The organism is Terrimonas sp., assembly GCF_003075435.1.
In the GTDB taxonomy this organism is placed as follows: Bacteria; Bacteroidota; Bacteroidia; order Chitinophagales; family Chitinophagaceae; genus Agriterribacter.
Window position 1 is genome coordinate 185,153 of the sequence record NZ_QCZJ01000009.1, and the last position, 23,505, is coordinate 208,657.

Consider the following 23,505-nt stretch of genomic DNA (forward strand, 5'->3'; position numbering starts at 1 on the left):
GAAAACCTTTAACTTATGTTAACAGTCGTTAGTTTATTTTGTCTGTTATTTTCTTTCCCGGAAAACCTTGTTTATGCAACATATTGAGCAAAACAGGCAACAGCACCAGGTTGGTAACCGTTGCAAATAATAAGGTAAGCGATGTAAGCCACCCCAGCGCCTGGGTGCCGCCGAATCCACTAAAAATGAAAATGCTAAAACCCGCAATTAACACAAGAGAGGTATATATAATGCTGATGCCGGTATAATGAATGGTTTGCATTACTGTAGCTCTCACATTATTGCCGTTAGCAGGCAACTGCTGCCGGTAAGTTACCAGGAATCGTATGGTTACATCTATAGCTATACCCAGTGCAATACCAAATATTAAAACGGTAGAAGGTTTCAGCGGTACTCCTGTCCAGCCCATAATGCCCGCGGTAAGCATAAGCGGCACAATATTGGGCACAAGGGAACAAATTAATATTCTAACCGATTTAAACAGGTAGAGCATGCATAATGCGATCAGCAAAAAAGCCCACATAATACTTTCTTTCAATCCGTTGATAATAAAGCGGCTGCCTTCAAGAAATGTAATGCTGGTGCCGGTAAATTCAACATTGTATTTGGTAGAATCAAAAAGCTGATCAGATCTTTTTTTGATGTCGTCTAATATCAAAGGCAATGCTTTGCTTCCCACATCAGCCATATTCACGCTTATCCTGGTTTTTTGCCTGGCTGTATCCATAAACGCATTCATCAACTGCTGAAAAGCATTGTTGGAGGCAGAGGGATTGACTGTATCCTTTCTCACCCGTAAATAATCTCCTACAAAAGCACCGTCAAATGTATTGGGCATTGCGTAGTTCAATGTGTCGCCATCATAAAAAGCCTGCTTGGCAAACTTTAATCCTTCTGCAAGCGACAGAGGCCTTGCCATTTCTTTTTTTGAGGCGATATATTGCGATAAAGAATCTATCCGCGAAAAAACATCCAGTGCTTTCATGCCGCTCAATCCATACTTCCTTTTTGTATCAACAATAATTTCCAGCGGCATAATGCCTTTAAAATTCCGCTCAAAAAACTTCAGATCAACATATATCTTATCTGTTTGAGGAATATCATCTACCATGTGCCCTACAGATACAAGGCGGAGAATACCGGCTACTGAAAACACCAGCATTATAGCTGTGGTTACATAAATGGTTTTGGTATGGTTAAATACCCATTTTTCAATTTTCTTCAGCACGGCTTCGAGCCACCTGCTCTCAAGGTATTGGGTATGCTTTTGTTTTGGCGGAGGCAGATAACTCAATACAGGAGGTATGGCTGCCAGCGAAATAAAAAATATGGCTATAATGCTTGTGCCTGCAACAACACCAAACTCTTTGAGTATGGCACTTTTTGTTAGCGCGAACACTGCAAACCCGATTGCCGCGGAAATATTGCAGAACAGGGTAATAATTCCCATCCGGTTTACCATTTCAACCAATGCTTCTTCTTTTTTACCAGTATCAAGCCATGCGGTATGGTATTTATTAAGAAAATAAATACAGTTAGGGATCCCTATTACTACCACCAATGGCGGAATAAGCGCGGTAAGCAGGCTGATATAATACCCGCATAAATGCAGGATGCCCATACTCCAAATAACACCAATAATAACCACGCCAAGCGATAATACTGTTGCGCTTACCGACCGGAAGAACAGCATCAGGATAATTGCGGAGATCAACACAGAGCCTATCAAAAACCATTGCATTTCTTTAGCCACTTTAATTGCCATATTGGTTCTTATCAACGGCAGCCCGCTGATATGCATTTCCACATTATGCTTTTCACCAAAGGCATAAGTATAGTGCTCTATTTCAGCAATAACTTTTTCCCTTGCTTTTGAAGCAAGCACATCTTTATTAATTCTTACGGCAATAAGATAAGCGTTGGTTTCGGGGTTATATAATAATCCCTTATAGAAAGGCAGCGACTGAAATAGCTGAACAGCACTATCAGTTTCCTGCTGAGATGCCAACGCCCCCCGGAAAACAGGCTTTACCTCCAGCTTTTGCGTGCTGTCATTTTTTTTAAGATTGATGGCATTAGCTACGCTCAGCACACTCTCTACTTTATCAACTTTTTTCAGGTTATTGCATAAAGCAGTATAGTCATCAAAAACTGCTTTTTTGAAAAGATCATTTTTTGTAAACCCGATCACCAATGTGTTGCCGTCATCGCCAAATTGTTTTTTAAAAGCAAGGTATCGCTGGTAAAGTGGATTATCAACAGGTATGGTTCTTACAAATTCGTAACTGATGGTAACTTTTAATGCATGGTATAACATGAATGCTGTAGAAAGCAGCAATACAATCAAAAGCACAAGCCGGTTTCTTAAAATAAACTTCCCGAGTTTTTTCCACATTTGATACAGGATTACATTTTAGAAAGTGCAAAGAAACTTATTTTGACCCGGTTTGAGAAGTTTAAGCTATTGAATTACAGAACTAATTCACTGAATTGCAGCTGCGAATTCCGGTGTATGCCATGGCGGAACAGGATTTGCTACACAAAGAGCCACGAAGAATTCACAAAGTTACACAAAGGGGTGCACTTCAGATTTTCGCGAATTGGGCAATCATACGCAGATGCCTCATGCCCCGGCATGACAGCAACGGTGGGTTGCTCAGCATTGCACTGCAGCCTGTCACCTCGAGGTACAAGAGGTCTGCTGTAGCAGTAGTACCTGTATGCGAAAATGTGAAATGCGCCCATACAGAGCGTTTTATTATTCTTTGTGGAACTTTGTGTATGCTTTGTGTGCCTCTGTGGAATAACCATATCCCTGCAAAAAATTATTAATTGCCTTATTTAAGCTTCTACTGTGCATTTTTTTGTAATTTTTGCAAAATCATTATTATGAACTTCATCATCAAACTATTGGTTACTGCAGCTGTTGCTTTCGGGTTGTCACAGATCCTCAGCGGCATTCATATTGATACTTACTGGACAGCTATTGTATTTTCTTTTGTTCTGGCATTGGTAAATGTATTTATTCGCCCGCTGCTGGTTATTCTTACCATACCCTTAACCATTATTACCCTGGGTTTGTTTTTATTTGTGGTCACTGCGCTTATGGTATTACTGGCTTCAAAAATGGTAAATGGTATCCATATTGACGGCTTTTGGTGGGCGTTGCTGTTCGGATTATTGCTTTCCATAGTAACTTCCCTGCTGTTTAGTGGCAAAAATGAGTAAATCACGCTTAAAATATTGATTTTGACATACCAAAACAACCCTTTATATACGTTTAAAACAACAAACGTTACATCATCAAACAGCGCGGCAACCATTATATTCCTCCGTATTTCAAAAAACCAATAGGTTTGTGTATGCATTTTTCTCAGCAGCATTTCAGCAAACAACAATTGGAGGAATTTTACAGGGCTATTCTTTTGCCAAGAATGACAGAAGAAAAAATGTTGCTGTTGCTAAGACAGGGTCGTATCAGTAAATGGTTTAGCGGTATAGGCCAGGAGGCAATATCCACAGGCGCAACGCTTGCCATGCAGCAGGATGAATGGATAATGCCGCTGCATCGTAATCTCGGTGTATTTACAACAAGAGGGTTACCGCTTGATAAGCTCATTATGCAATGGCAGGGTTCAAAACAGGGATATAGCAAGGGAAGGGAAAGGAGCTTTCATTTCGGCACACGTGAGCATCATATATGCGGTATGATATCACATCTCGGCCCGCAAATGTCTGTTGCGGATGGTGTGGCTTTGGCATATAAATTAAAGAAAGAAAATAAAGCTGCGCTTGCTTTTTGTGGCGAAGGCGCGACAAGCGAAGGTGATTTTCATGAAGCATTGAACGTGGCAGCGGTTTGGGACCTGCCTGTAATATTTATAATTGAAAACAACGGTTATGGCTTAAGCACGCCGGTACAGGAACAATACCGCTGCGAAAACCTTATAGACAGGGCAAAGGGCTATGGCATGGAAGGTGTACAGATAGACGGCAACAATATACTAACGGTATACGATACCATAAAAGGCGTTCGTGAATATTGTATTGAAAAACAGAAGCCCTATCTGATAGAATGCATGACCTTTCGTATGAGGGGGCATGAAGAAGCAAGTGGAACCAAATATGTTCCGGAGGAGTTGTTTGAAACCTGGCAAAAGAAAGACCCGGTTAAAACATTTGAAGAGTGGCTGCTAAAAGAAAATATCTTAACCACGGTAGATGTTGAAAGCATTAAAACGGAATTTAAAAATTATATTAATACAGCAGTTGAAAAAGGATTTGCAGCAACAACCATTACCCCCTCTGCAAAAGAAGAAGAGGATGATGTATACGCTACCTGCGGAACAGCAGATAAAAAATTTACCGTTAATGTAATTACAGATGTTGATGGCATCCACCAACAGGGATTTAATCTCCTTGAAAAAAGATTTATTGATGCCATATCCGAAGGATTATACCAAAGTATGCTTACGCATGATAATCTTATTTTAATGGGACAGGACATTGCGGAATATGGAGGCGCATTTAAAATAACAGATGGGTTGGTAAATAAATTCGGTAAAGAAAGAGTACGCAATACACCTTTATGTGAAAGCGCTATTATCGGCGCCGCGCTTGGGTTAAGCCTGGAAGGGTATAAGAGTGTTGTAGAAATGCAGTTTGCGGATTTTGTTACTGCTGGCTTTAACCAGATCATAAATAATCTTGCCAAAATACATTACCGCTGGGGACAAAACTCGGATGTGGTCATTCGTATGCCGGCAGGCGGCGGTGTTGGTGCAGGGCCTTTCCATTCGCAAAGCAATGAAGCGTGGTTTGTACATACACCGGGATTAAAAGTGGTATATCCTTCATCGCCGGTAGAAGCCAAGGGCTTACTCACCGCAGCCATTAACGACCCTAATCCAGTAATGTATTTTGAACATAAAGCTTTATACCGTTCTGTTAGTGGGTTGGTTCCTGAAGCATATTACGAGATACCTATTGGTAAGGCAAGGCTGATTGAAGAGGGTGAAGATATTGCTATCATTACCTATGGCGCAGGGGTGCACTGGGCATTGGAATATGCAGGTAAGCATCCCGGTATTTCTTTTGATATACTTGATCTCCGCACGCTTTTACCTTTGGACTATGACGCTATAAAAGCAGCTGTTTCACGCACAGGGCGTATACTTGTTTTGCATGAAGACACTTTAACCGGCGGTATCGGCGCTGAAATAGCAGCATGGATACAGGAGCATTGTTTTTCCCTGCTTGACGCGCCGGTTATGCGCTGTGCATCTCTTGATACCCCTGTACCTTTTAATGTTGAACTGGAAAAAAATTTTATGGCGAAAGCGAGATTGGATGAGTGTGTGAAGCGGCTGATGGAGTATTAGGGAAGAAAAGTGGTAAGTGATATGTGGTAAGATCAAAAGTGAAAATTATACCATTCACGATAATACAGGCATAATTTGATTGGTTAACACCAGCTTTTTAAAATTTAAAAAGTATGCGAAGCTCCTATGCAGTCTTACACTGGGTTTTAACGATTTTAATTTCTCCATTCACATCTTATATCCAGCAGGTATTGGAATATAATTCAATAAATGGTGCAGGATTATTAGGACTCTATCCTTATTTAATTCTTTTTGGGTTTGCTTTTTCCATTCCAACGCTCTTAATATACTTTTTCTGCTTTTACTTTCTGGCACAGAGCAATATTTCCGTGCTATTATCCAAACTCATTTTAATTTCGGTAGCCATTTTGGGTATAATTATTACTATTTCGATTGTTTTGGAACAATTAGATATGGATTTTATACTACCCTATTCAATTACAACTTTAATTGTAGGATTAATATTAAAATCAGGTACTGAAAAGGTTAACGACCAGGAGCCCGCCGCCTGAATACTGCATAAGTTGAACATGGAATGTTTCTTCTTCTTTCGCCCCTCCTGCTCACTTGCTATAAACTTTCTGCTTATCACTTACCACCTTCTCCTTACTACCTTCCACCTCCACTCCCTATCTTTGCCGTATGGGTCATAAAAAACTAATAAGGTTTGAAGCGATAAAATCATTTTCCAACGTATTGCAATATCCCGAAGGCATGAAAGGGAAATGGCATGAGTTCTTTGGAAACTCAAATCCCATTACACTTGAGCTGGCTTGCGGGAAAGGTGAATATACAGTTTCGCTTGCAAGGCAATATCCTGAAAGAAATTTTATTGGTGTTGATCTGAAAGGCAATCGCATATGGGCAGGTGCAAAAAAAACTTTGGAAGAAGGTTTAAAAAACGCAGCTTTTCTCCGCACACAAATTGAGCGTATAACCGATTATTTTGATACAAATGAGGTGAGCGAGATATGGATCACTTTTCCTGACCCTCAGCTTCGGTTATCAAGAGCAAAGAAAAGATTAACACACCCAAGATTTCTGCGTTTATATGAAAAGATACTTTGTAAAGATGGTGTGATTCATTTAAAAACCGATTCTCCTGACTTATATAACTTTACACAGCTGGTCACAACATTATATAAACTTGAAGTGGTTGAGATTTACAGTGATGTATATGCTCAGCCGGGTATACACCCTGATCTGAAAATTAAAACCTATTATGAAAGCCTGGATATAGCAGGCAGCAGTAAAGTGCACTATATAAAATTCAGAACGTCTGAAAATTTACCTTTAGAAAAAGATGACCAGTTAAAGCAATTACTCGGTGAATCAGTCATTGAAGGAAGGTGAAGATTTTTATTTTAACGAAGAAGGACTTATGGTTTTAACCGAAAGCTTTCTTTTAAAACGAGGCTATTGTTGCGGCAACGGATGCTGGCATTGCCCCTATGAGTATATGAATGTTCCCGAGCCCGGAAAAACACGATTACTTACTGAAAGAAAAAATCATTAATAATGCTGCTTGTATGACACAGCTTAAAAAGAAAGGAAAAACAGTTGCCGGAACAAAGGCATTAAAAGAAAAGCCGGATCGCAAAGATTCTTTTTTCGAAACTGTATATGACGTAGCGAGGCTCATTCCCAGGGGGCGCGCAACTTCGTATGGGGCCATTGCCGCCTATATCGGCACTAAGCTGTCGGCAAGAATGGTAGGCTGGGCTATGAATGCAGCAGGTTCCGCACGTCCTAAGGTGCCGGCACACAGGGTGGTAAACCGGAATGGTATGCTCAGCGGCAAACATCATTTCGGCACACCGGATGCAATGGAGAAATTATTAAAAAAGGAAGGTATTAAAGTGAAGAACGACACAATCGTTGACTTCGATAAAGTTTTCTGGGACCCTGCGGTTGAATTGGCATTATGATCAGTGTTATACTGATTTTCGCGAGTTGGGCAATCATGTGCAGATGCCTCCTTATAATGACATCATTACGGATGAATTGAAAATCAGTCTTTTTTAGCAGCCTTCTTTTGCATAACAAGGGTAGCGTCTATGGCGCATAATGGAAACATTAACCGCTTTATCTACAAACAGATTGTGCCGATGGCACAGAAAAGAAAGCAACGAACGAAGCCCGGAGAATGATTGAACCGGCAAAAGTGAATAACGAATATTGCAACCTGTAAACCGGGAACTTATTACCAGGGAAGGCTATTAGTGCTTACAAATAACCATTAAGGAATTAAGAAAATTAAGTAAAAGCCTTCATGTACCTTAACTTCTTAATGTTTTTTATAAAACAGATATTGCGCCCTTGCTTTTCACAATTAACTTTATATTATATCTTAATTTTACTGTGCCTGGCTACATATGCTGCAGCTTGCTTTTGTGTTAATGCAGCAAAAGTTCTATACCTGTGATGCACATCAACAATCTCTATTAAAGCCTCCTGCACTAACAATTGATTCTCCCACCTGTTAAGCTCAGCAACAACAATTTCAAGGCAACCTTTCTTATAAGCAATTTGTCCTATAACATGCACCAGTGTTGTTCTTACCCGCGCAGTTGTATCATACTGCAACTCCTTTAATAATGGCAAAATATCTCCCGGATGCGTTCTTCCTCTTAATTCAATACCATGGCAAATTTCTCTTCGTATTTCCCTGTCATCATGATGAAGATACCTTTTCGCCCAGGATAGTACCGGCACAGGATTTACCTGCCCCATCTTTTTTACAGAACCGATCACAGCATTACACGGTGAATGATGTTCATCAAATAATCCTGCATCAAAAATATGCGCTACGACTTTAAAGTTTTTTTTACCAATCTCGCCTGCAGCATTTATAGCTGTTTGCCGCACTTTAAAATCTTTGTGCTTTAAACAACCAGTCAAAATTTTTATAATTTTAAATTGATACTTTTTTCTTTCAAAGTAAATCCTCCCTACAGATATGTAGGCTGCTTTCCTGATATAAGTATCGGGGTTAGAAAAATATGTATAGGTCTTCCGATAAGCATCAGCATTTAGTTCATCACAGATTATGCTATTGATCAGATCAACTTTTTTTATCCGCTGCTGTTTGGTTAAATCATAAAAAGCCATTTACCTTAATTGGAGTTTTTTTATTACTTTCTCAACGCGTTTACGCTTACGCTCCTTTTCAAAATCGCCTATCCTGGATGTTAACAGTTTCAATAGTTTGCCCTTATGGTCGCCGCGTATAACCTTTAAAAAACTTTCTGCGTACATCGGCAACTGGTTTGATGGGCAAATTGCCAATTGCTCAACCAGTAATGGAACTATATTTTCAGCGTACTGTTTTAAGGAATACAAGTGGATAAGTATACCCACAAAATTATCTCTTGTTATTACTGATCCATTTTTCGCAACCTGTAATAAAGCGGGTATTGATCTATAAATTAAAGCAGGTTTCTCTTTAACAATACCATGCAATGCTGTCATAGCACCCCATTGCATCCGGTTGTCTTTAGATTTGGATAACGCTATAAATTCTGTACAATAACCGCTGATCATTCCAGGTTTTAATGCGCCTGTTTCATACAGCACTTTTATGCTATTATACCGGACATCCTTGTTTTCATCCTGAAGCAATCCGATCAATACTTTAACAGCATTTACATTATTTGTTTCCGCAATCTTTTTTGCCAGTATTTTATTTGGCATCTCATCTTTTCTGTTAATCGAAGAAGCTAATTCAGTAATAACATTCATATTGGTGCAGCCAGATTAATAATAGCGGCATCTAAAGTATAAAATCCAGGCGCTTTAATTTAACAAAAATTCCCGTAGCTTACAATCCAAATTGCAGCATATGTTTTTTAAAAACAAAACCGTTTTTATTACCGGGGGCAGCAGGGGAATAGGAAAAGCAATAGCGCTACGCCTGGCGGCTGAAGGAGCGCAAATAGTGATAGCCGCAAAATCAGTGGAAGAAAACCCAAAATTGGGGGGAACCATTTATTCTGTTGCAAAAGAGGTAGCAGAAGCCGGTGGAGAAGCGTTGCCTGTTCAATGTGATATCCGGTTTGAAGACCAGGTAGAAAACGCTGTAGCAAAAACTATTGAAGTATTTGGCGGAATAGATATACTCATCAATAATGCATCTGCCATTTCATTAACCACTATAGAAAAAACAGAGCCTAAACGATTCGACCTGATGCATGACATAAATGTAAGGGGAACTTTTTTTGTAAGCAAAGCATGTATTCCACATTTGAAAAAAGGTTCAAACCCTCATATACTCAATCTCTCTCCGCCTGTTAACTTACAACCAAAATGGTTTGGCGCTCACCTTGCATACACACTCAGCAAATACAATATGAGCATGATAGCAATAGGATTGGCTGAAGAACTCAGAAAAGACAAGATCGCAGCAAATACCCTATGGCCAAAAACAACCATTGCAACTGCCGCTGTACAAAATTTACTGGGAGGAGATACTCTAATTCAAATGAGCCGTAAACCTGAAATTGTTGCTGATGCTGCTTATTATATTTTATCCCGCCCGGCTGAAACCTGCACCGGTAATTTTTTTATTGATGAAGCAGTACTGGCAGAAGAAGGAATTACTGATTTGAGCAAATACAGCATTGTGCCCGGAGGAAAATTATATACTGACTTGTTTTTATAAAACAAGAAGTAACATATACCTTCTGCCTGACCAGGATAGGCACACGAAATGTTTTGCGCTACCTCTAATGTGCCAACTACATCAAACAGTGTAGACGAACCCCTCATTAACGAACTGGCTGAACATCCACTGATATCAGGCTGCAATGCTGATAAATAGAATGGCAGAACAATCTGCCATTCTATATTAATTATATGTAATTCACTTCCGGTAAGTAATATTTTTACAACGAGTATTTATTATCTGCAATCAGCTTATCCGCAATTCTTCTTCGTGCCTCTTTGGTATTAAATGATTCTGCTTTTGTAAAGCGCTTAACACCCAAAAGCATCATTCTTTGTTCGTCGCCTTCTGCAAATGCATTGATGGCATCACGCCCGCTTTTGTTTACGCGATCAGCAGTATCATATAAATATGTTTTAGCAATATCTATTTGCAGCGCAGCAGCCTGCTCGCCCTGCGCTTCAATCATTTTAGCGGTGCGCAATAATGCGCTTTCGGCATGAAATACATTGATAGCCATATCTGCTATATTCATCAGGATTTCCTGCTCGCTTTCTATTTTCATCATCAGCTTTTGAACAGCAGCGCCGGCAACCATCAAAATCGCTTTTTTCATATTGGCGATCAGCTTAAACTCTTTTGCAAAAGCGCCTTCCTCCCCACTGCCAAAATCGGGAATGCTCATCAGTTCTTTTTGTACTGCCATCGCCGGTCCCATCAAATCCAGTCTCCCTTTCATGGCACGTTTCAACACCATATCTACCGTTAGTAAGCGATTGATCTCGTTGGTTCCTTCAAATATCCTGTTGATGCGGCTATCCCTGTAAGCTCTTGAAATGATATACTCCGCGCTGAACCCGTTACCACCATGGATCTGTACGCCTTCATCCACCACAAAGTCCAACACCTCACTGCCAAACACTTTAAGCATAGCGCATTCAATAGCATATTCTTCAGCAGCGCCCAGCAATGCTTCATTAAAAGGTTGGCCATTGCTTAATAATTCCTGTTCTTTTTCATCAATCCATTTGGCGGTTCTGTATAATGCGCTTTCCGCTACCCACATGCGTATTGCCATTTCCGCGATCTTATGTTTCATCGCGCCAAAATTGGCAATAGGTTGTTTGAACTGTTCGCGGGTATTGGCATATTCAATAGAAGTGGTAGCGGCAGATTTTGCACCACCCAACGCGGCAGCGCACAATTTTAAGCGGCCAATGTTAAGGATATTAAAAGCGATGATATGCCCTTTGCCAATCTCGCCCAATACATTTTCTACAGGCACCTTTGCATCCTGGAAATATAACTGAACGGTTGATGAACCTTTGATACCCATTTTATGCTCTTCCTGTCCCTGTGTGAAACCTTCAATACCACGGTCAACTATAAACGCAGTAAACCCTGCCTTGCCGTCAGGCAGGTTATCGCCATCAACCTTGGCAAATACTGTATATACATCAGCAAAACCGCCATTGGTTATCCAGCATTTTTGCCCGTTAAGCAAATAATATTTTCCATCAGCGCTGAGCTTTGCTGTTGTTTTAGCACTTAAAGCATCACTCCCGCTGTTGGGTTCGGTAAGCCCGTAAGAGCCTTTCCATTCACCGGTTGCCAGCCTGGGAATATATTTTTGTTTTTGCGCTTCCGTTCCAAAATATAATATAGGCAGCGTGCCAATGCCTGTGTGTGCAGCTATTGCTACAGAAAATGAGAAGCCGCAACCCAATCCCTCATTCACCAATGTTGATGTAACAAAATCTTTTCCAAGACCGCCCAAATCTTCAGGAATAGATATTCCCAGCAAACCCTGCTCACCGGCTTTATCCAAAAGAGAAGGCATTAAACCGGGTTCAAGATCATCAATACGCTCAATTAAAGGCAACACCTCTGTTTTCACAAAAGTGGTACACATATCCATGATCATGTGCTGTTCCTCATTAAACGCCTCCGGCGTAAAAATATCCGAAGGCATACTTTCCTTTATTATCCATTCACCGCCTTTAAGTGCTGCCGGAGTTGATACTGTACTCATGATTTGAAAATTTTATGTTTAGCAATAGTTATTTCAGGTTATCGTATACCCGCTGCAAAACAGATTTGCATACTTCAATTTCCTGTGCTGTTACGCCGCCCAATGCTTCATTCAATGTTTCATTTGCTATATCCATTGTTTCATCACGGAGTTTTGTTGAAGTATCGGTAAGCTGTATAAGGTTTATCCGCCTGTCTTCTTTAGAAGGTACTCTTTTTACAAGCTTTAATTTTTCGAGATTGTCAACCAATCTTGTTATACTGGGTTTATCCCTGAAAGTGGCATTGCATAATTCCTGCTGGCTTAAGCCATCCTGTTTCCATAAATGATAGAGCACACTCCATTGCTCAATAGTGATATCAATGTCCTGTTGTTTGAATTTCTTCTGCAATCTTCTCCCTATGGCGGTGGAAGCAACGCCTGTTATAAAGCTGTAAAGTTCTCCTCGTTTAAATTGGTTGTTTGTCATATAGTTAGTTAAACAACTATTTCAAAGCTATGTATAATTTCTCTTATTTAAAAGAATGTGTGAAATTTTAGACTTGTGGTAAAAGAAAGGGATATAAGAAATTAAAATGCCTCTTCGCAAGAGGCAAAGAGGCGTTTTAGTTATGTGAATAAAATTAAACTTAGAAGTTCGGACCGCCGGTATCCCACCACAAGCGGGTAGCGATATCATCTTTAGCCCCGCTTCCCATTTTGGTTACAGCATCGGCAACGGCTGCGGTATTGCTATTTCTTTCTGCTGTAACAAAGGGCATCCTTTTAATCCACTGATCTGAAGGAATAACACCCCAGTCAGGGCTGCTATCATTTTTGGCAACATGTGGTATTTTAGGATATCCTGTCCTTCTAAAATCAACCCATGCTTCCAATGTGTTTGTAAAGGTATTCAGGTATTTCTGAGTGAGAATTTTTTCTAATTTTAATTCTTTGCTGTCAGCCTCATTCCAGGCAATCGTTACCGTAGAAGGCTGTGTAAAATTATTCCTCGAATCTGCCGGATCAACATAATTTAATGGTTTGCTGGTATTATCTGCAAGATAAGCGTCAACACCTCCTGCACCCCAATCCGCAAAAGAAAGTCGTACTCCATTTTCGTAATTTTCTTTTGCATCGCCAGCACCTGCCCAACCACGCAGAGCAGCTTCAGCCTTAAGGAAACTAACTTCGGATGCAGTAATAGCTCTTCTGTTTTGCACTGAATTGAAATCATTACTTACTTTAGAATACTGCAGCATAAATGGCTTGGTTGTACCACAATAAGCGCCATTACGAATTCCTTTATAAGGATATGATGGATGATTAGGATCTGGAGGTAATACGGCAGGAGAGATGCTGGCGGCAGGTTCGAACATTTTTGATGCTCTCTCATCTTTATAACCAGCCATAAATGATTCTATTACGCCGCCCATTCTGGTGTCATCCCATTGGTAGCAAATTTGCGCTACCGGCATAATATTTCCCAGCAAAGCAACCTTGAAATTATCCTTATTATCTAGAATTAAGCCGCCTGGATCGTTCAAAGCTTTTTCTCCTTGCGTTTTTGCCAAATCCGGGGCTACTTTTGATAAACGCATAGCCAATCTTAAACGCAAGGAATTCACTACTTTCATCCATTGGGGTATACTTCCTGCATAACTTGGATCGAACGCCTTAAATTGTTTATCGCTTTGATTTGCTGCAAAATCTGCCTGAATGGTATCTAATTTTGCAAAAAACATGTTATACAGGTCTGATTCTTTATCATAAAGAATAGAATTTTCTGTAGAGCCATAATTGGAATAAATTACTGGGCCGTGAACCGCAGTAAGTTTTGATACGCTAAGTATTTGTATCAATTTCGCCCAATCTGCAAATATTGGTTTGTTGTACTCTACCGCATATTCAATTGCCTTTTTGGAAGGAGACATTACATTGTTATAAACACGGTCCCAATATGTGTTCCAACGAATATAATATGTTGTATTATTTACATTGCCTACAAAATCTGTTGGGGTATTCATATAACCCATCCAGGAATCGTAACACAAGTCTTCTTCAATCTGGTGCCCAAAAAGATTGAACAACATACTTTTAAATGGGGCTCCAATTAAGTTGTTATCCTGTAAGAGTTCTTCTTTTGAGATTTGATTCTCATCCTGGTTAAGACTCTCAAAATTTTTTGTACAGGAACCGAAAACACACAGTAGCAGTATTGCACTAATAATTTTTTTCATACCTATTATTTAAAATGGTTATCAAAAAGTAACTTTTAAATTGATTCCGTATGATCTTGTTGGCGGAACGCTAAACACATCATTTGATTGCATTGAATTACCAGTACTCATTGCCTGTTCCGGATCATACGGAGCTTTTTTGTAGAAAAAGAATAAATTTCTTCCAATTAAAGAGATGGAGGCATCCTTAACAACACCTTCATGATTTTTAAGAGGAAGATTATAGCCCAATACAAACTGGGCTAATCTTACGTTTGTTCTGGAAAATACATATGGCTCCATTATTTTATTTCTATCGCCGATACTTGAATAATAAACAACAGGATCGATAGAAGTTACTTTATTACTTCCTTGAACCGCATCAATAGGTATTGTGCTGCTAGCTCTTGCATCTGCGCTTCTTTGACTTACACCATAAGAATCAAGAAATGCTTCGGTTTTGGAAAACGCTACACCACCAAATTTGGCATTTACAAGCACATTAAGAAAGAAACTCTTATAATTAAACGAGTTATTCCATCCTAAAAGAAAATCAGGATTTACATTGCCCACCTTTACCTGTTTAGGGGCTTTTGTTGGAACCCCGTTATCATCAAGAATAATCTGTCCCGCATCATTTCTGTTAAATTTATATATCCACACATCATTGAATGAACCACCAGCTTTAATGATAGATGCAAAGCCTTCATCATCTCCTCCAACCTGATAGTCTGGGTTATCAGCTACCAATTCAACAATTTTGTTTCTGTTTTGTGACAGATTTAATGCTGTATTCCATTGAAAATTAGGATTACTGATGGGATCACCATTTAAAACCAATTCGAATCCTTTATTTGTAATTTTACCAGCATTAATATATTTAATAGTATATCCGGAACCAGACGGAGCCGGTACTGTGAGGAACTGATTTGTACTTACGCTATTATAATATGTAAATTCAAACCCTGCCCGGCCTTTAAAAAGTCTCATTTCTGCACCATATTCGGTACTGGTTACTTTTTCAGGCTTCAAATCTGTAAAAGGTACTTGTGAATTATACGTTATGCCGCCAATTCCAGATATAGGATCACCAGCTCCGCCAATAGAATTTAGAGGATTAACAACATTAAACGGAACCTCATTACCAATTTGGGTGTGGGAAGCTCGTACTTTTAAATACGATATAGCAGTGGGTAATTTAACCATCTCACTTATAATTGCCGTAATACCGAAAGCTGGGTAAAAATAAGACTCATTGCCTGTCAGCGCCAGGGTAGAAGCCCAGTCGTTACGACCGGCCACATCTACAAATACCATGTCTTTATATCCAATTGTGGCGTTAGCAAACAATCCCTGTTTTGAAACGGTGCTTAGTGTTTTGTTGAATATAACCTGGTATGGCATGTTTGCAAATGTGAACACATTAGGATATTGTAAAGTATAAGTAGCTCCCTGGTTTGAAACATTCATACCATCACTAAAGTTCATTTTTTGATAAGCTGCACCTACTACTGCCGCTATACTAATATTGTTAATCTTATTATTATAGCTCAAAATTCCATCTGTATACAACGACTGATCGGTATATTTTGAATATTCCCAAGCTCCGTTTGAGCTAACACTTACGGAGTTTCCACCTGCAGCATACCTGTTGTCAAATAACTTGTTGGCATAATCAATATTTGCTCTTGCCTCAAACTTAAGATGATCTGTAAAATCATAAGCCGCCTTTGCATTAGCTATAACTCTATTTGTTTTGGCAAGCTTCGTGTTTTTATTAATTAACCAGTAAGGATTGTTTTGTTTTTCTTCTGTAGAATACCAATTCATTTTATACAAATTCCTGGAACTATCATACACCTGGTAGTTATTTTTATAGGAATCGAAATCTAATTGACGGGCAAATAAATATAACCCGGTAAGTGGATTATCGTAGTAGCCAGCACCAGGCCTGTTACGTGATATTTCACTTGCAAACATCACATTTGAACTTACAGTTAACCTGTCATTAAAGAACTTAGTTGATTGGTTAAAAGTAACATTGTTTCTAAGGTAAGTGTTTGTTGGTATTACTCCTTTTGCAGAAACATTGGCATATGAAAAATAGACAGCTGTCTTTTCGCTACCACCAGATATTGAAACCGAATTTGTGGTATTAATCCCAGCCTGAAAAAAATCTTTGATATATCCTTTCTGATAATTTCCTTTTGTAGTAGACCAGTTGTATACAGAACTTCCTACTGCACCATAATCGTATTGAAATTTAGGGAGCCCAGATATTTGATCAACAATAGTACTGGAACTCAACCCAATAACAGCTTTTCCAGGTTTGCCCTTTTTAGTATTTACAAGTACCACACCATTCGCGCCCTGACTACCATATAATATAGATGCGTTCGCGCCTCTAAGTATGGTCATACTTTCAATATCGTCAGGATTAATGGTAGAAAGTCCATCACCCCGATCATTGCCTCCGTAAGAGCCTGGTTGTGCACCTTTATTATTTACCATAGGAATACCGTCCAAAACATATAAAGGCTCACTAAGCCCAACAAGAGACCTGTTACCTCTCAATACAACTTTTGTAGACCCCCCTGCACCTGAACTACTGGTAGTAATATTCACACCAGCAGCTTTACCACTCAAAGCCTCCATAAAATTTATATTGGCTGCTTTTCTTATTTCATCACCCCCAACCGTTTGCGCCGCATAAGTTAAGGCCTTCTTTTCTCGCTTAATACCAAGCGCAGTTACAACCACCTCCGTCATATCTGTAGAAGATGTAGCTAACGAAATAGAAACACTATTGTCAGTAGCAGCAACAGTAACTTCTTTTGTTGTAAAACCGATAGACGAAATTTGTAAAACGATATTACCTGAAGGTACTGAAAATGAAAATTTTCCATCAGTATCAGTAAGTGTTTGGGAATTTTTACCCTTCACTTTTACTGTGGCGCCAGGTACGCCATTGTTGCCTGCATCAGTTACAAGCCCGCTTAATTGCCGGGTTTGAGCTGACACTGCATTTGCTATTAACATGAATAGCAACAGAAACTTAAATTTTGTCATAAGTGTCAATTTGGTTTTTGTTTAAAAAACTTAATAAAAAAGAAATAGCTATACCGGAATGATTCAACATAGGTTTTGTATTTAAGGTATTAATTTAATATGGCGCAATAATGAGATTGTATATTACCAATAGATGGGCAAGTCATTGGTATTTGTGCATTAATGATGGGGATAGGTAAAAATAAAAGAAAATTCAACCTGTCATAAGCATGCTTGTTAAATTGTTTTGGTTAATGTGAGATAAATTTAAACTTTTTAAACAAATTAAAATAGTAATAAAAAAATAATTATAAATCAAACGTTTGCACTAAATAAATACAAGAAATTAACCAGCAATTAACGAGTGGCAACAATGATGTGTGGTTGTTAATATTTAATCTATACGCTCTGCTGCGACAACAAATCCTATTTAAAGAATATCAATCCTTCAATTTCTCATTATCCCTATGTCTGTTCACATCTCTTATATTCTTTTTCTCAAAATTTTTTTGAAGCGCCTCTGTAAGATTCACGCCAGTTTGATTGGCGAGGCAAAGTAATACCCACAATACATCAGCCATTTCATCTCCCAACTCCCTGCCTTTATCGCTTTCTTTAAAAGATTGTTCACCATAAGTTCTCACCATCAATCTCGACAGTTCCCCAACTTCTTCCATTAATATACCCAGGTTGGTAAGCTCGCTGAAATATCTTACGCCCACGGTTTGTATCCAAAGATCAACCTGTTGCTGGGCCTGTTGTATTGATATGTCCATATGTAGTTGTTTTTGTTTTAGCTGTCAGGTATCAGGGGTCAGCCTTCAGCTTTCAGGGGTCAGTTTTGAGCTATCAGCTATCAGCTAATAGCTACCCCCTAAAACACCACCCTGAAACTACCAAATATTCCGAAACGTTCAAATGTTTTATCAGGCAACGGGCGGGGTAATACCTTCCAGATAAAATCAAGCCTGAAAATTTTGAAAATATTATCTACACCGGTTCCTATTTCAAGATATGGCTTTCCATCAAGTGTTTTAAAAGAGTGTCCGTTATTATCAGTATTATAATCTTTATTAGCCTGGCTTAGTCCGCTCCACATGATTTTAGCTCCCCAAAATTGCCTGAATTTAAGCATTCTTGTAAGTGGGATAAACCTGAATACGCCATTACCTATATTATGCTCTACATTTATGCCCGAATACCAGTCTGCCAGGTATTCATAACGTGTCATCATATTGAAAGCATACTTATTATAATACCAGATATTATTTCCCGGTGGAATTTCAAGCAATGTGTAAGGCAAGGTGCCATATACTTTACCTGCATACAGGTTATAGTAAATGCTGCCATAAGGAGACAGTTTTTTGTAATCTGATATGCTTCCGCCAATACGGTGATAATTATAACTGCTGTTTAAAATGCCTGCAAAGCCTTTCATATAATGTGCTTCTACAATGGGGTAATCACTGCCCAGACTCATGCGGTAAAAATTACCATCGAGGAATTTTTCCAGGTATGCAAAGCGAACTTTTGCACCGGCTTCAAACGTATTTAATGGCTCTCCGCCTGATTCAGAAGGATAATGCTCCTTTACCGGGAGGTTGCTTAATGGCGTAAATCTTCTTCGCTGACCCGTAAACGTTACTGACAATCCACTACTCCATTCCTTAAAATATTCCAGCTTCATCTGCTCTATTTTCATATAACGCAACGGAACATTTGGCTTACGTAATGCTATCGCAAAAAGGTTATCACTGCCTACTTCGTCGTAATACACCTGCCCGTTATCAATATCATTTAAATAGGAAGCAAATAATGTTGACCGGGGAGATTTATTCAACAGGTATAATGTTTGAAACCTTCCTTTAAGTTTCTTGTCGAGAAATCCATAAGCTAAATATCCTGTGAGATAAAGCTTACGGTGAAACCCGGTATTGGTGCCCAGGTCAAACCTAACCCTTGCCCCTTCGTATGCATTTGCAGTAAACCAATTGTACCAGGGACCAATCTCATAATTTCCCACATTCTTATACCCGGTTCCTAAAAAATATACAAGATCTGTAAACCGCTGAAAGCTGGGCATTGCCATCAGGGTATCAATCATCTGGTAAATACCTTTCTCTGTTTTTGATAACTGTTCATGACGGGCATCCTGCCAAAACTCATCCGTTTTTGTGTTAGCAGAGTCCTGCACGATCACTTCTTCCCGCAGCTTATTTTTTGCAAGCTCGGTATCAATTGCAGTATCGTTAATAGAAATATTACGGTAGGTGCTGGTTTTTCTCCCCACAAAATTTAACCTGTTCTTATCAAGAAAAATAAAATCAGCCACAAACTTATCTTTTGAGAGAAACCAGATGGAATCATTCACTAACTGGTACTCCTGTATAAGATCGAGCCTTTCTACAAAATTAAGATTAGCACCTTCCGGCACCCTCAGATTCATTTTCATTACTGCAAAAGATGAATCCGCAATCCATGCATCGCCGATAAAAGTATTCTCTCCCTTATGCTTTGGTTCAAAAACAAAATGCAGCATTCTTCTGCCGGCAACATATTGTGTATCCGGCAAACGGTAATTATAATATGCAGACCCGTTATCGCTTATCGGGCTCACAAAATCCTTATCAAAAACCGGGATGAAATTTTTATACACATTTACATTCTGGTACATTCCCCCAAGCATTTTACTTATGCTCTGGTTATTGAATCCCATTGTTTTCACCGCTTTCATTACCTCGCGTGTTTTCCTTGGGCTTCGCTGGTAGTAATAATCAGACAATGATTCAGTAAGATATAGTGGAAGTACAGGCTTAATTTCGGTGGTGCTGTCTATATTCTGGTTAATGATTTTTTTAAACGGCTTTAGTATGGTAAGTTTTATCAGTTTGTTGTTAGCCGGGTCATTAAGATCCGCTTCAAGCTTATTATATAGCTCATAAGAATAATTTTCAAACCTGCTGCGATCATTAATCGGTTTGTTCTTTACGATCTTCCGCCACAGGATCATTCCTTTCCCGATCTTGCTTTTTATGACTACTTCGGTATTTCTTTTCCCCCGTTCAAGATTGATCACAACCTGCATTTCTTCTGCAGTGGTATCTATGGCGAGATAGAAATTTTCATAGCCAACATAAGTTACCTCTATGGTATCAGAGGGCCATGCATCAAGTGTAAAAGAAAAATTTCCTGCGGAATCACTTAATGTACCTTCTGCCGAACGTTTAAATTTTAATGATGCGAAAGGAATGCGCTCTTCACTATGAGAATCCTGCACATATCCGTAAATTTTTCTTTGTTGCGCAAAAGCCGAGCCGGTAATAAAAATGAAACAAAAACTTACTGCCACATAAGAACATAATGATTTCCAAGCCATATGCAAAAATAATAAGCGTTAAACGATAATACTCACATTAGAAGTATAATTTATGTAAGTATTAAGAATCTGAATATTATACCGGAATACAATATTTATAATCTCGTTCCATGAGTGGTAATTCACAAACGCGATTCTTTAAAAAATCCATCGAAAAAACTTGGACGAACAAAATTTTAATATTTACTTTGACTTTCAAAGCACTTTTATGTCAGATAAAAATTCTGGTTTAGATACACTGAAGGATATCAGGCAAATGATGGAGCGCAGCAGCCGCTTTATAAGTTTGAGCGGGTTAAGCGGTATTGCAGCCGGAATTTGCGCTTTGATCGGAGCCTGGTTTGCATTTGATATAATAATCAGCAGCAGCGGGCACCGGGATTACAACAACTATTATCCCGATATCATTTCCCTGAAACAATTTATGGAATATAAATTATTCCGCATTGCATTATTTACTTTGATTGCCGCATTTATACTGGCATTGATTTTTACCTGGATAAAAAGCAAAAAAAATAATGTGCCTATCTGGGGTACTTCTTCTAAAAGACTACTTTGGAATATGGCCGTGCCTTTGGTAGCCGGAGGATTTTTTTTGCTGCGCATGATACAATTGGGTTATTTTGGAATGATTGCACCCGGCTGCCTCATATTTTATGGCATTGCTTTAATAAATGCCAGTAAATATACTTTGGGAGAAGTACGGTATCTTGGATATTGCCAGGTGATATTAGGTTTGATCAATTGCTGGTTTTTGGGTTATGGTTTATATTTTTGGACAATAGGTTTTGGTGTGCTGCATATTATATATGGAGTAATGATGTGGTGGAAATACGAAAGAAAGAGCTAAAAGCCATCAGCGGTCAGCTATGGGCTTTGAGTTATCGGCTATCTGATGGCTGATAGCTGATAGCTGACCGCTCAAAGCATAAAAATGAAGAATCCGATAGAAAATTTAAATAAAGTATTCGACAGCCGGATAAGATTGGGCATCATGAGTTCGCTTATGGTGAACGAGGAGCTTAATTTTAACCAGTTGAAGGAAATTGTAGAGGTAACGGATGGTAATCTTGCTTCTCACCTTAAAAACCTGGAAGAGAATGGATATATTAAAGTACAGAAAGGTTTTATCGGCAGAAAAACCAATACTACATACTCCGTAACAAAAGCAGGTGAAAAAGCATTTAAATCACATCTTGATGGGCTGGAGCAAATGATCAAATCCTTAGGGTGAATTTTTTTTAATTATATACTTTGAAATTCAAAGCACTTTTAAAACAAAAATTATATGCAGGTCAAAATTCAGGAAGACAATTTTTTACACAGGAACAGGTATACTATAAAAGGCGTAATAGTAGGTTTCCTTATTCTTATCATGCTTATCCCTTCAGCATTTATCATGAATCTTGTAAGTGAGCGATCTGAAAGGCAACAGGAAGTAGCAAAAGAAGTGAGTTCAAAATGGGCAGGAGCGCAAACCCTGACAGGTCCTTTACTGGTTGTTCCTTACAGCGAATCTGTACAGGATAAAGACGGAAAAATAAATGTGTTTGAAAAGTTCGCCTATTTTTTACCTGAGCATTTAACCATTAACGGTAAACTGCAGCCTGAAATTCGTCATCGCAGTATTTTTAATATCGCGGTATATAAATCCGATATCACCATTCAGGGTGATTTCGCGCCGCTGAATGCAGACAAACTCAATATTGCCAAAGCTGATTTTCATGCAGACAGGGCCTTTATATGCATGGGTATTAATGATTTCAGGGGCATAGAGGAACAACTGAATATAAGGTGGAACGATAGCAGTTATACTTTCAACGCAGGAGTGCCCGATGATGCTGTTATTACCAATGGTGTAAACACAGCTATCAATCTTAACGAAGAAGCAATAGCAAAAACAAACAGATTTACTATTCAGTTACGCTTACGCGGTTCGGAAAGATTAGCCTTTACGCCTGTTGGAAAAACTACTGAAGTGCATTTTTCTTCACCATGGACAAACCCTAAATTCGACGGGAGCTTTCTACCGCTTAATATTCCCGAGGTAACGGAAACCGGATTTGATGCCGACTGGAAAATTCAGCACCTGAACCGCAATTATCCCCAAAGCTGGAAAAACGAAAAGTATAATATCGCCGCTTCTGATTTTGGTATTACCTTATTACAACCTGTAGATTCCTATTCCAAAACAATGCGTTCGGTTAAATATGCCATACTGTTTATAGCGCTCACTTTCGGGTTATATTTTTTTGTGGAAATATTACAGAAGACCGCGGTTCACCCGGTACAGTATGTATTGATTGGATTAGCACTGAGCATTTTCTATACATTACTTTTATCTATTTCAGAATATGTACGATTTAATATTGCGTATGCTATTGCTACAACAGCAACGGTATTATTGATAACGCTCTATACAAAAGGATTGTTCAATAAATGGAAAATTGCATTACTCTTCGGAGGATTGCTGGCGATGCTGTACAGCTTTATATTTATCCTGATACAGTTACAGGATGGCGCATTATTATTCGGAAGTATAGGATTGTTCATACTCATTGCCATCATCATGTATTACTCAAGAAAGATTGACTGGTATGGAAAAAATACGGGTGCGGCAAAAGCGGATATTGCATTATCCTAATGTCAGTTTCCGCAGGAAAATCTCCCTTTAGTTTAATAGGCCTCTTGTATTAAACGATATGCACATATGTTAATAATTAAAAATAGAAAAGGTATAAGAGTTGATGAGCATATTGCATGTTATGGAAAAAGATACCACAAAACCTTTCCGGCAGTCAATTTCA

19 protein-coding genes are annotated in these 23,505 nt (G+C 38.9%); 10 read left to right on the top strand and 9 right to left on the bottom strand.

Going from position 1 to position 23,505, the window contains the following annotated elements:
• Positions 1-28: 28 nt before the first annotated feature.
• Positions 29-2,395 carry an efflux RND transporter permease subunit gene (locus tag DC498_RS12070; protein WP_116874409.1) on the bottom strand — a complete coding sequence of 789 codons (2,367 nt, stop codon included), beginning with the start codon at positions 2,393-2,395 and terminating at the stop codon, positions 29-31.
• A 494-nt stretch (positions 2,396-2,889) separates the two neighbouring features.
• On the opposite strand from DC498_RS12070, the gene DC498_RS12080 reads away from it, so the two are divergent.
• The 6 genes from DC498_RS12080 to DC498_RS12105 all read left to right on the top strand — a co-directional run bounded on the left by DC498_RS12080 (position 2,890) and on the right by DC498_RS12105 (position 7,309).
• Positions 2,890-3,228, top strand: a complete 339-nt coding sequence (locus tag DC498_RS12080) for a phage holin family protein (protein WP_116874411.1) — start codon at positions 2,890-2,892, stop codon at positions 3,226-3,228.
• A 134-nt stretch (positions 3,229-3,362) separates the two neighbouring features.
• Complete coding sequence (locus DC498_RS12085; protein ID WP_116874412.1) at positions 3,363-5,381, top strand: alpha-ketoacid dehydrogenase subunit alpha/beta; 2,019 nt, start codon at positions 3,363-3,365, stop codon at positions 5,379-5,381.
• 113 nt (positions 5,382-5,494) lie between these two features.
• Entirely contained in the window at positions 5,495-5,893 is a 399-nt protein-coding gene (locus tag DC498_RS12090; protein ID WP_133176839.1) for a hypothetical protein, read from the top strand.
• A gap of 130 nt (positions 5,894-6,023) precedes the next feature.
• Complete coding sequence (gene trmB, locus DC498_RS12095) at positions 6,024-6,734, top strand: tRNA (guanosine(46)-N7)-methyltransferase TrmB (protein WP_116874414.1); 711 nt, start codon at positions 6,024-6,026, stop codon at positions 6,732-6,734.
• 28 nt (positions 6,735-6,762) lie between these two features.
• On the top strand, positions 6,763-6,897 hold the full coding sequence (locus DC498_RS12100) for a DUF5522 domain-containing protein (RefSeq protein ID WP_240627996.1): 135 nt from the start codon (positions 6,763-6,765) through the stop codon (positions 6,895-6,897).
• A 13-nt stretch (positions 6,898-6,910) separates the two neighbouring features.
• Positions 6,911-7,309, top strand: a complete 399-nt coding sequence (locus DC498_RS12105) for an MGMT family protein (protein ID WP_116874416.1) — start codon at positions 6,911-6,913, stop codon at positions 7,307-7,309.
• Positions 7,310-7,724: 415 nt separating this feature from the next.
• Here DC498_RS12105 and DC498_RS12110 read toward each other — a convergent pair whose 3' ends face one another.
• Positions 7,725-8,492, bottom strand: coding sequence for a HEAT repeat domain-containing protein (locus tag DC498_RS12110; RefSeq protein WP_116874417.1), 768 nt, complete (start codon positions 8,490-8,492; stop codon positions 7,725-7,727).
• Positions 8,493-9,122 carry a HEAT repeat domain-containing protein gene (locus DC498_RS12115; RefSeq protein WP_116874418.1) on the bottom strand — a complete coding sequence of 210 codons (630 nt, stop codon included), beginning with the start codon at positions 9,120-9,122 and terminating at the stop codon, positions 8,493-8,495.
• Positions 9,123-9,222: 100 nt separating this feature from the next.
• Here DC498_RS12115 and DC498_RS12120 point away from each other — a divergent pair, with 100 nt between their 5' ends.
• Positions 9,223-10,041, top strand: a complete 819-nt coding sequence (locus DC498_RS12120) for an SDR family oxidoreductase (protein WP_116874419.1) — start codon at positions 9,223-9,225, stop codon at positions 10,039-10,041.
• Between the two features lie 223 nt (positions 10,042-10,264).
• Here DC498_RS12120 and DC498_RS12125 read toward each other — a convergent pair whose 3' ends face one another.
• The 6 genes from DC498_RS12125 to DC498_RS12150 all read right to left on the bottom strand — a co-directional run bounded on the left by DC498_RS12125 (position 10,265) and on the right by DC498_RS12150 (position 20,698).
• Positions 10,265-12,076, bottom strand: a complete 1,812-nt coding sequence (locus tag DC498_RS12125; RefSeq protein ID WP_116874420.1) for an acyl-CoA dehydrogenase family protein — start codon at positions 12,074-12,076, stop codon at positions 10,265-10,267.
• A 28-nt stretch (positions 12,077-12,104) separates the two neighbouring features.
• A complete protein-coding gene (locus DC498_RS12130; RefSeq protein ID WP_116874421.1) occupies positions 12,105-12,545 on the bottom strand; it encodes a MarR family winged helix-turn-helix transcriptional regulator in 441 nt (146 codons plus the stop codon).
• Between the two features lie 160 nt (positions 12,546-12,705).
• Positions 12,706-14,295, bottom strand: coding sequence for a SusD/RagB family nutrient-binding outer membrane lipoprotein (locus DC498_RS12135; protein WP_116874422.1), 1,590 nt, complete (start codon positions 14,293-14,295; stop codon positions 12,706-12,708).
• Positions 14,296-14,316: 21 nt separating this feature from the next.
• Positions 14,317-17,343, bottom strand: coding sequence for a SusC/RagA family TonB-linked outer membrane protein (locus DC498_RS12140; RefSeq protein ID WP_116874423.1), 3,027 nt, complete (start codon positions 17,341-17,343; stop codon positions 14,317-14,319).
• A 419-nt stretch (positions 17,344-17,762) separates the two neighbouring features.
• Positions 17,763-18,098: a nucleotide pyrophosphohydrolase gene (locus DC498_RS12145; protein WP_240627994.1), complete on the bottom strand. Its 336-nt coding sequence runs from the start codon at positions 18,096-18,098 to the stop codon at positions 17,763-17,765.
• A 98-nt stretch (positions 18,099-18,196) separates the two neighbouring features.
• Positions 18,197-20,698 carry a DUF5686 family protein gene (locus DC498_RS12150; protein WP_116874424.1) on the bottom strand — a complete coding sequence of 834 codons (2,502 nt, stop codon included), beginning with the start codon at positions 20,696-20,698 and terminating at the stop codon, positions 18,197-18,199.
• Between the two features lie 208 nt (positions 20,699-20,906).
• On the opposite strand from DC498_RS12150, the gene DC498_RS12155 reads away from it, so the two are divergent.
• The 3 genes from DC498_RS12155 to creD all read left to right on the top strand — a co-directional run bounded on the left by DC498_RS12155 (position 20,907) and on the right by creD (position 23,342).
• Positions 20,907-21,548, top strand: a complete 642-nt coding sequence (locus DC498_RS12155) for a hypothetical protein (protein WP_116874425.1) — start codon at positions 20,907-20,909, stop codon at positions 21,546-21,548.
• An 84-nt stretch (positions 21,549-21,632) separates the two neighbouring features.
• Positions 21,633-21,932 (top strand): winged helix-turn-helix domain-containing protein, encoded by a 300-nt coding sequence (locus DC498_RS12160; protein ID WP_116874426.1) that lies wholly within the window; start codon positions 21,633-21,635, stop codon positions 21,930-21,932.
• A 54-nt stretch (positions 21,933-21,986) separates the two neighbouring features.
• Positions 21,987-23,342: a cell envelope integrity protein CreD gene (gene creD, locus DC498_RS12165; protein ID WP_116874427.1), complete on the top strand. Its 1,356-nt coding sequence runs from the start codon at positions 21,987-21,989 to the stop codon at positions 23,340-23,342.
• Positions 23,343-23,505: the final 163 nt, after the last annotated feature.

Bases quoted from the DNA above. Each gene is read 5' to 3' on its own strand.
- DC498_RS12140 (WP_116874423.1), bottom strand. From the start codon at position 17,343: ATGACAAAATTTAAGTTTCTGTTGCTATTCATGTTAATAGCAAATGCA.
- DC498_RS12150 (WP_116874424.1), bottom strand. From the start codon at position 20,698: ATGGCTTGGAAATCATTATGTTCTTATGTGGCAGTAAGTTTTTGTTTC.
- DC498_RS12115 (WP_116874418.1), bottom strand. From the start codon at position 9,122: ATGAATGTTATTACTGAATTAGCTTCTTCGATTAACAGAAAAGATGAG.
- trmB (WP_116874414.1), top strand. From the start codon at position 6,024: ATGGGTCATAAAAAACTAATAAGGTTTGAAGCGATAAAATCATTTTCC.
- DC498_RS12130 (WP_116874421.1), bottom strand. From the start codon at position 12,545: ATGACAAACAACCAATTTAAACGAGGAGAACTTTACAGCTTTATAACA.
- DC498_RS12125 (WP_116874420.1), bottom strand. From the start codon at position 12,076: ATGAGTACAGTATCAACTCCGGCAGCACTTAAAGGCGGTGAATGGATA.
- DC498_RS12155 (WP_116874425.1), top strand. From the start codon at position 20,907: ATGTCAGATAAAAATTCTGGTTTAGATACACTGAAGGATATCAGGCAA.
- DC498_RS12135 (WP_116874422.1), bottom strand. From the start codon at position 14,295: ATGAAAAAAATTATTAGTGCAATACTGCTACTGTGTGTTTTCGGTTCC.
- DC498_RS12100 (WP_240627996.1), top strand. From the start codon at position 6,763: ATGGTTTTAACCGAAAGCTTTCTTTTAAAACGAGGCTATTGTTGCGGC.
- DC498_RS12090 (WP_133176839.1), top strand. From the start codon at position 5,495: ATGCGAAGCTCCTATGCAGTCTTACACTGGGTTTTAACGATTTTAATT.
- DC498_RS12120 (WP_116874419.1), top strand. From the start codon at position 9,223: ATGTTTTTTAAAAACAAAACCGTTTTTATTACCGGGGGCAGCAGGGGA.
- DC498_RS12110 (WP_116874417.1), bottom strand. From the start codon at position 8,492: ATGGCTTTTTATGATTTAACCAAACAGCAGCGGATAAAAAAAGTTGAT.
- DC498_RS12085 (WP_116874412.1), top strand. From the start codon at position 3,363: ATGCATTTTTCTCAGCAGCATTTCAGCAAACAACAATTGGAGGAATTT.
- DC498_RS12105 (WP_116874416.1), top strand. From the start codon at position 6,911: ATGACACAGCTTAAAAAGAAAGGAAAAACAGTTGCCGGAACAAAGGCA.
- DC498_RS12080 (WP_116874411.1), top strand. From the start codon at position 2,890: ATGAACTTCATCATCAAACTATTGGTTACTGCAGCTGTTGCTTTCGGG.
- creD (WP_116874427.1), top strand. From the start codon at position 21,987: ATGCAGGTCAAAATTCAGGAAGACAATTTTTTACACAGGAACAGGTAT.
- DC498_RS12070 (WP_116874409.1), bottom strand. From the start codon at position 2,395: ATGTGGAAAAAACTCGGGAAGTTTATTTTAAGAAACCGGCTTGTGCTT.
- DC498_RS12160 (WP_116874426.1), top strand. From the start codon at position 21,633: ATGAAGAATCCGATAGAAAATTTAAATAAAGTATTCGACAGCCGGATA.
- DC498_RS12145 (WP_240627994.1), bottom strand. From the start codon at position 18,098: ATGGACATATCAATACAACAGGCCCAGCAACAGGTTGATCTTTGGATA.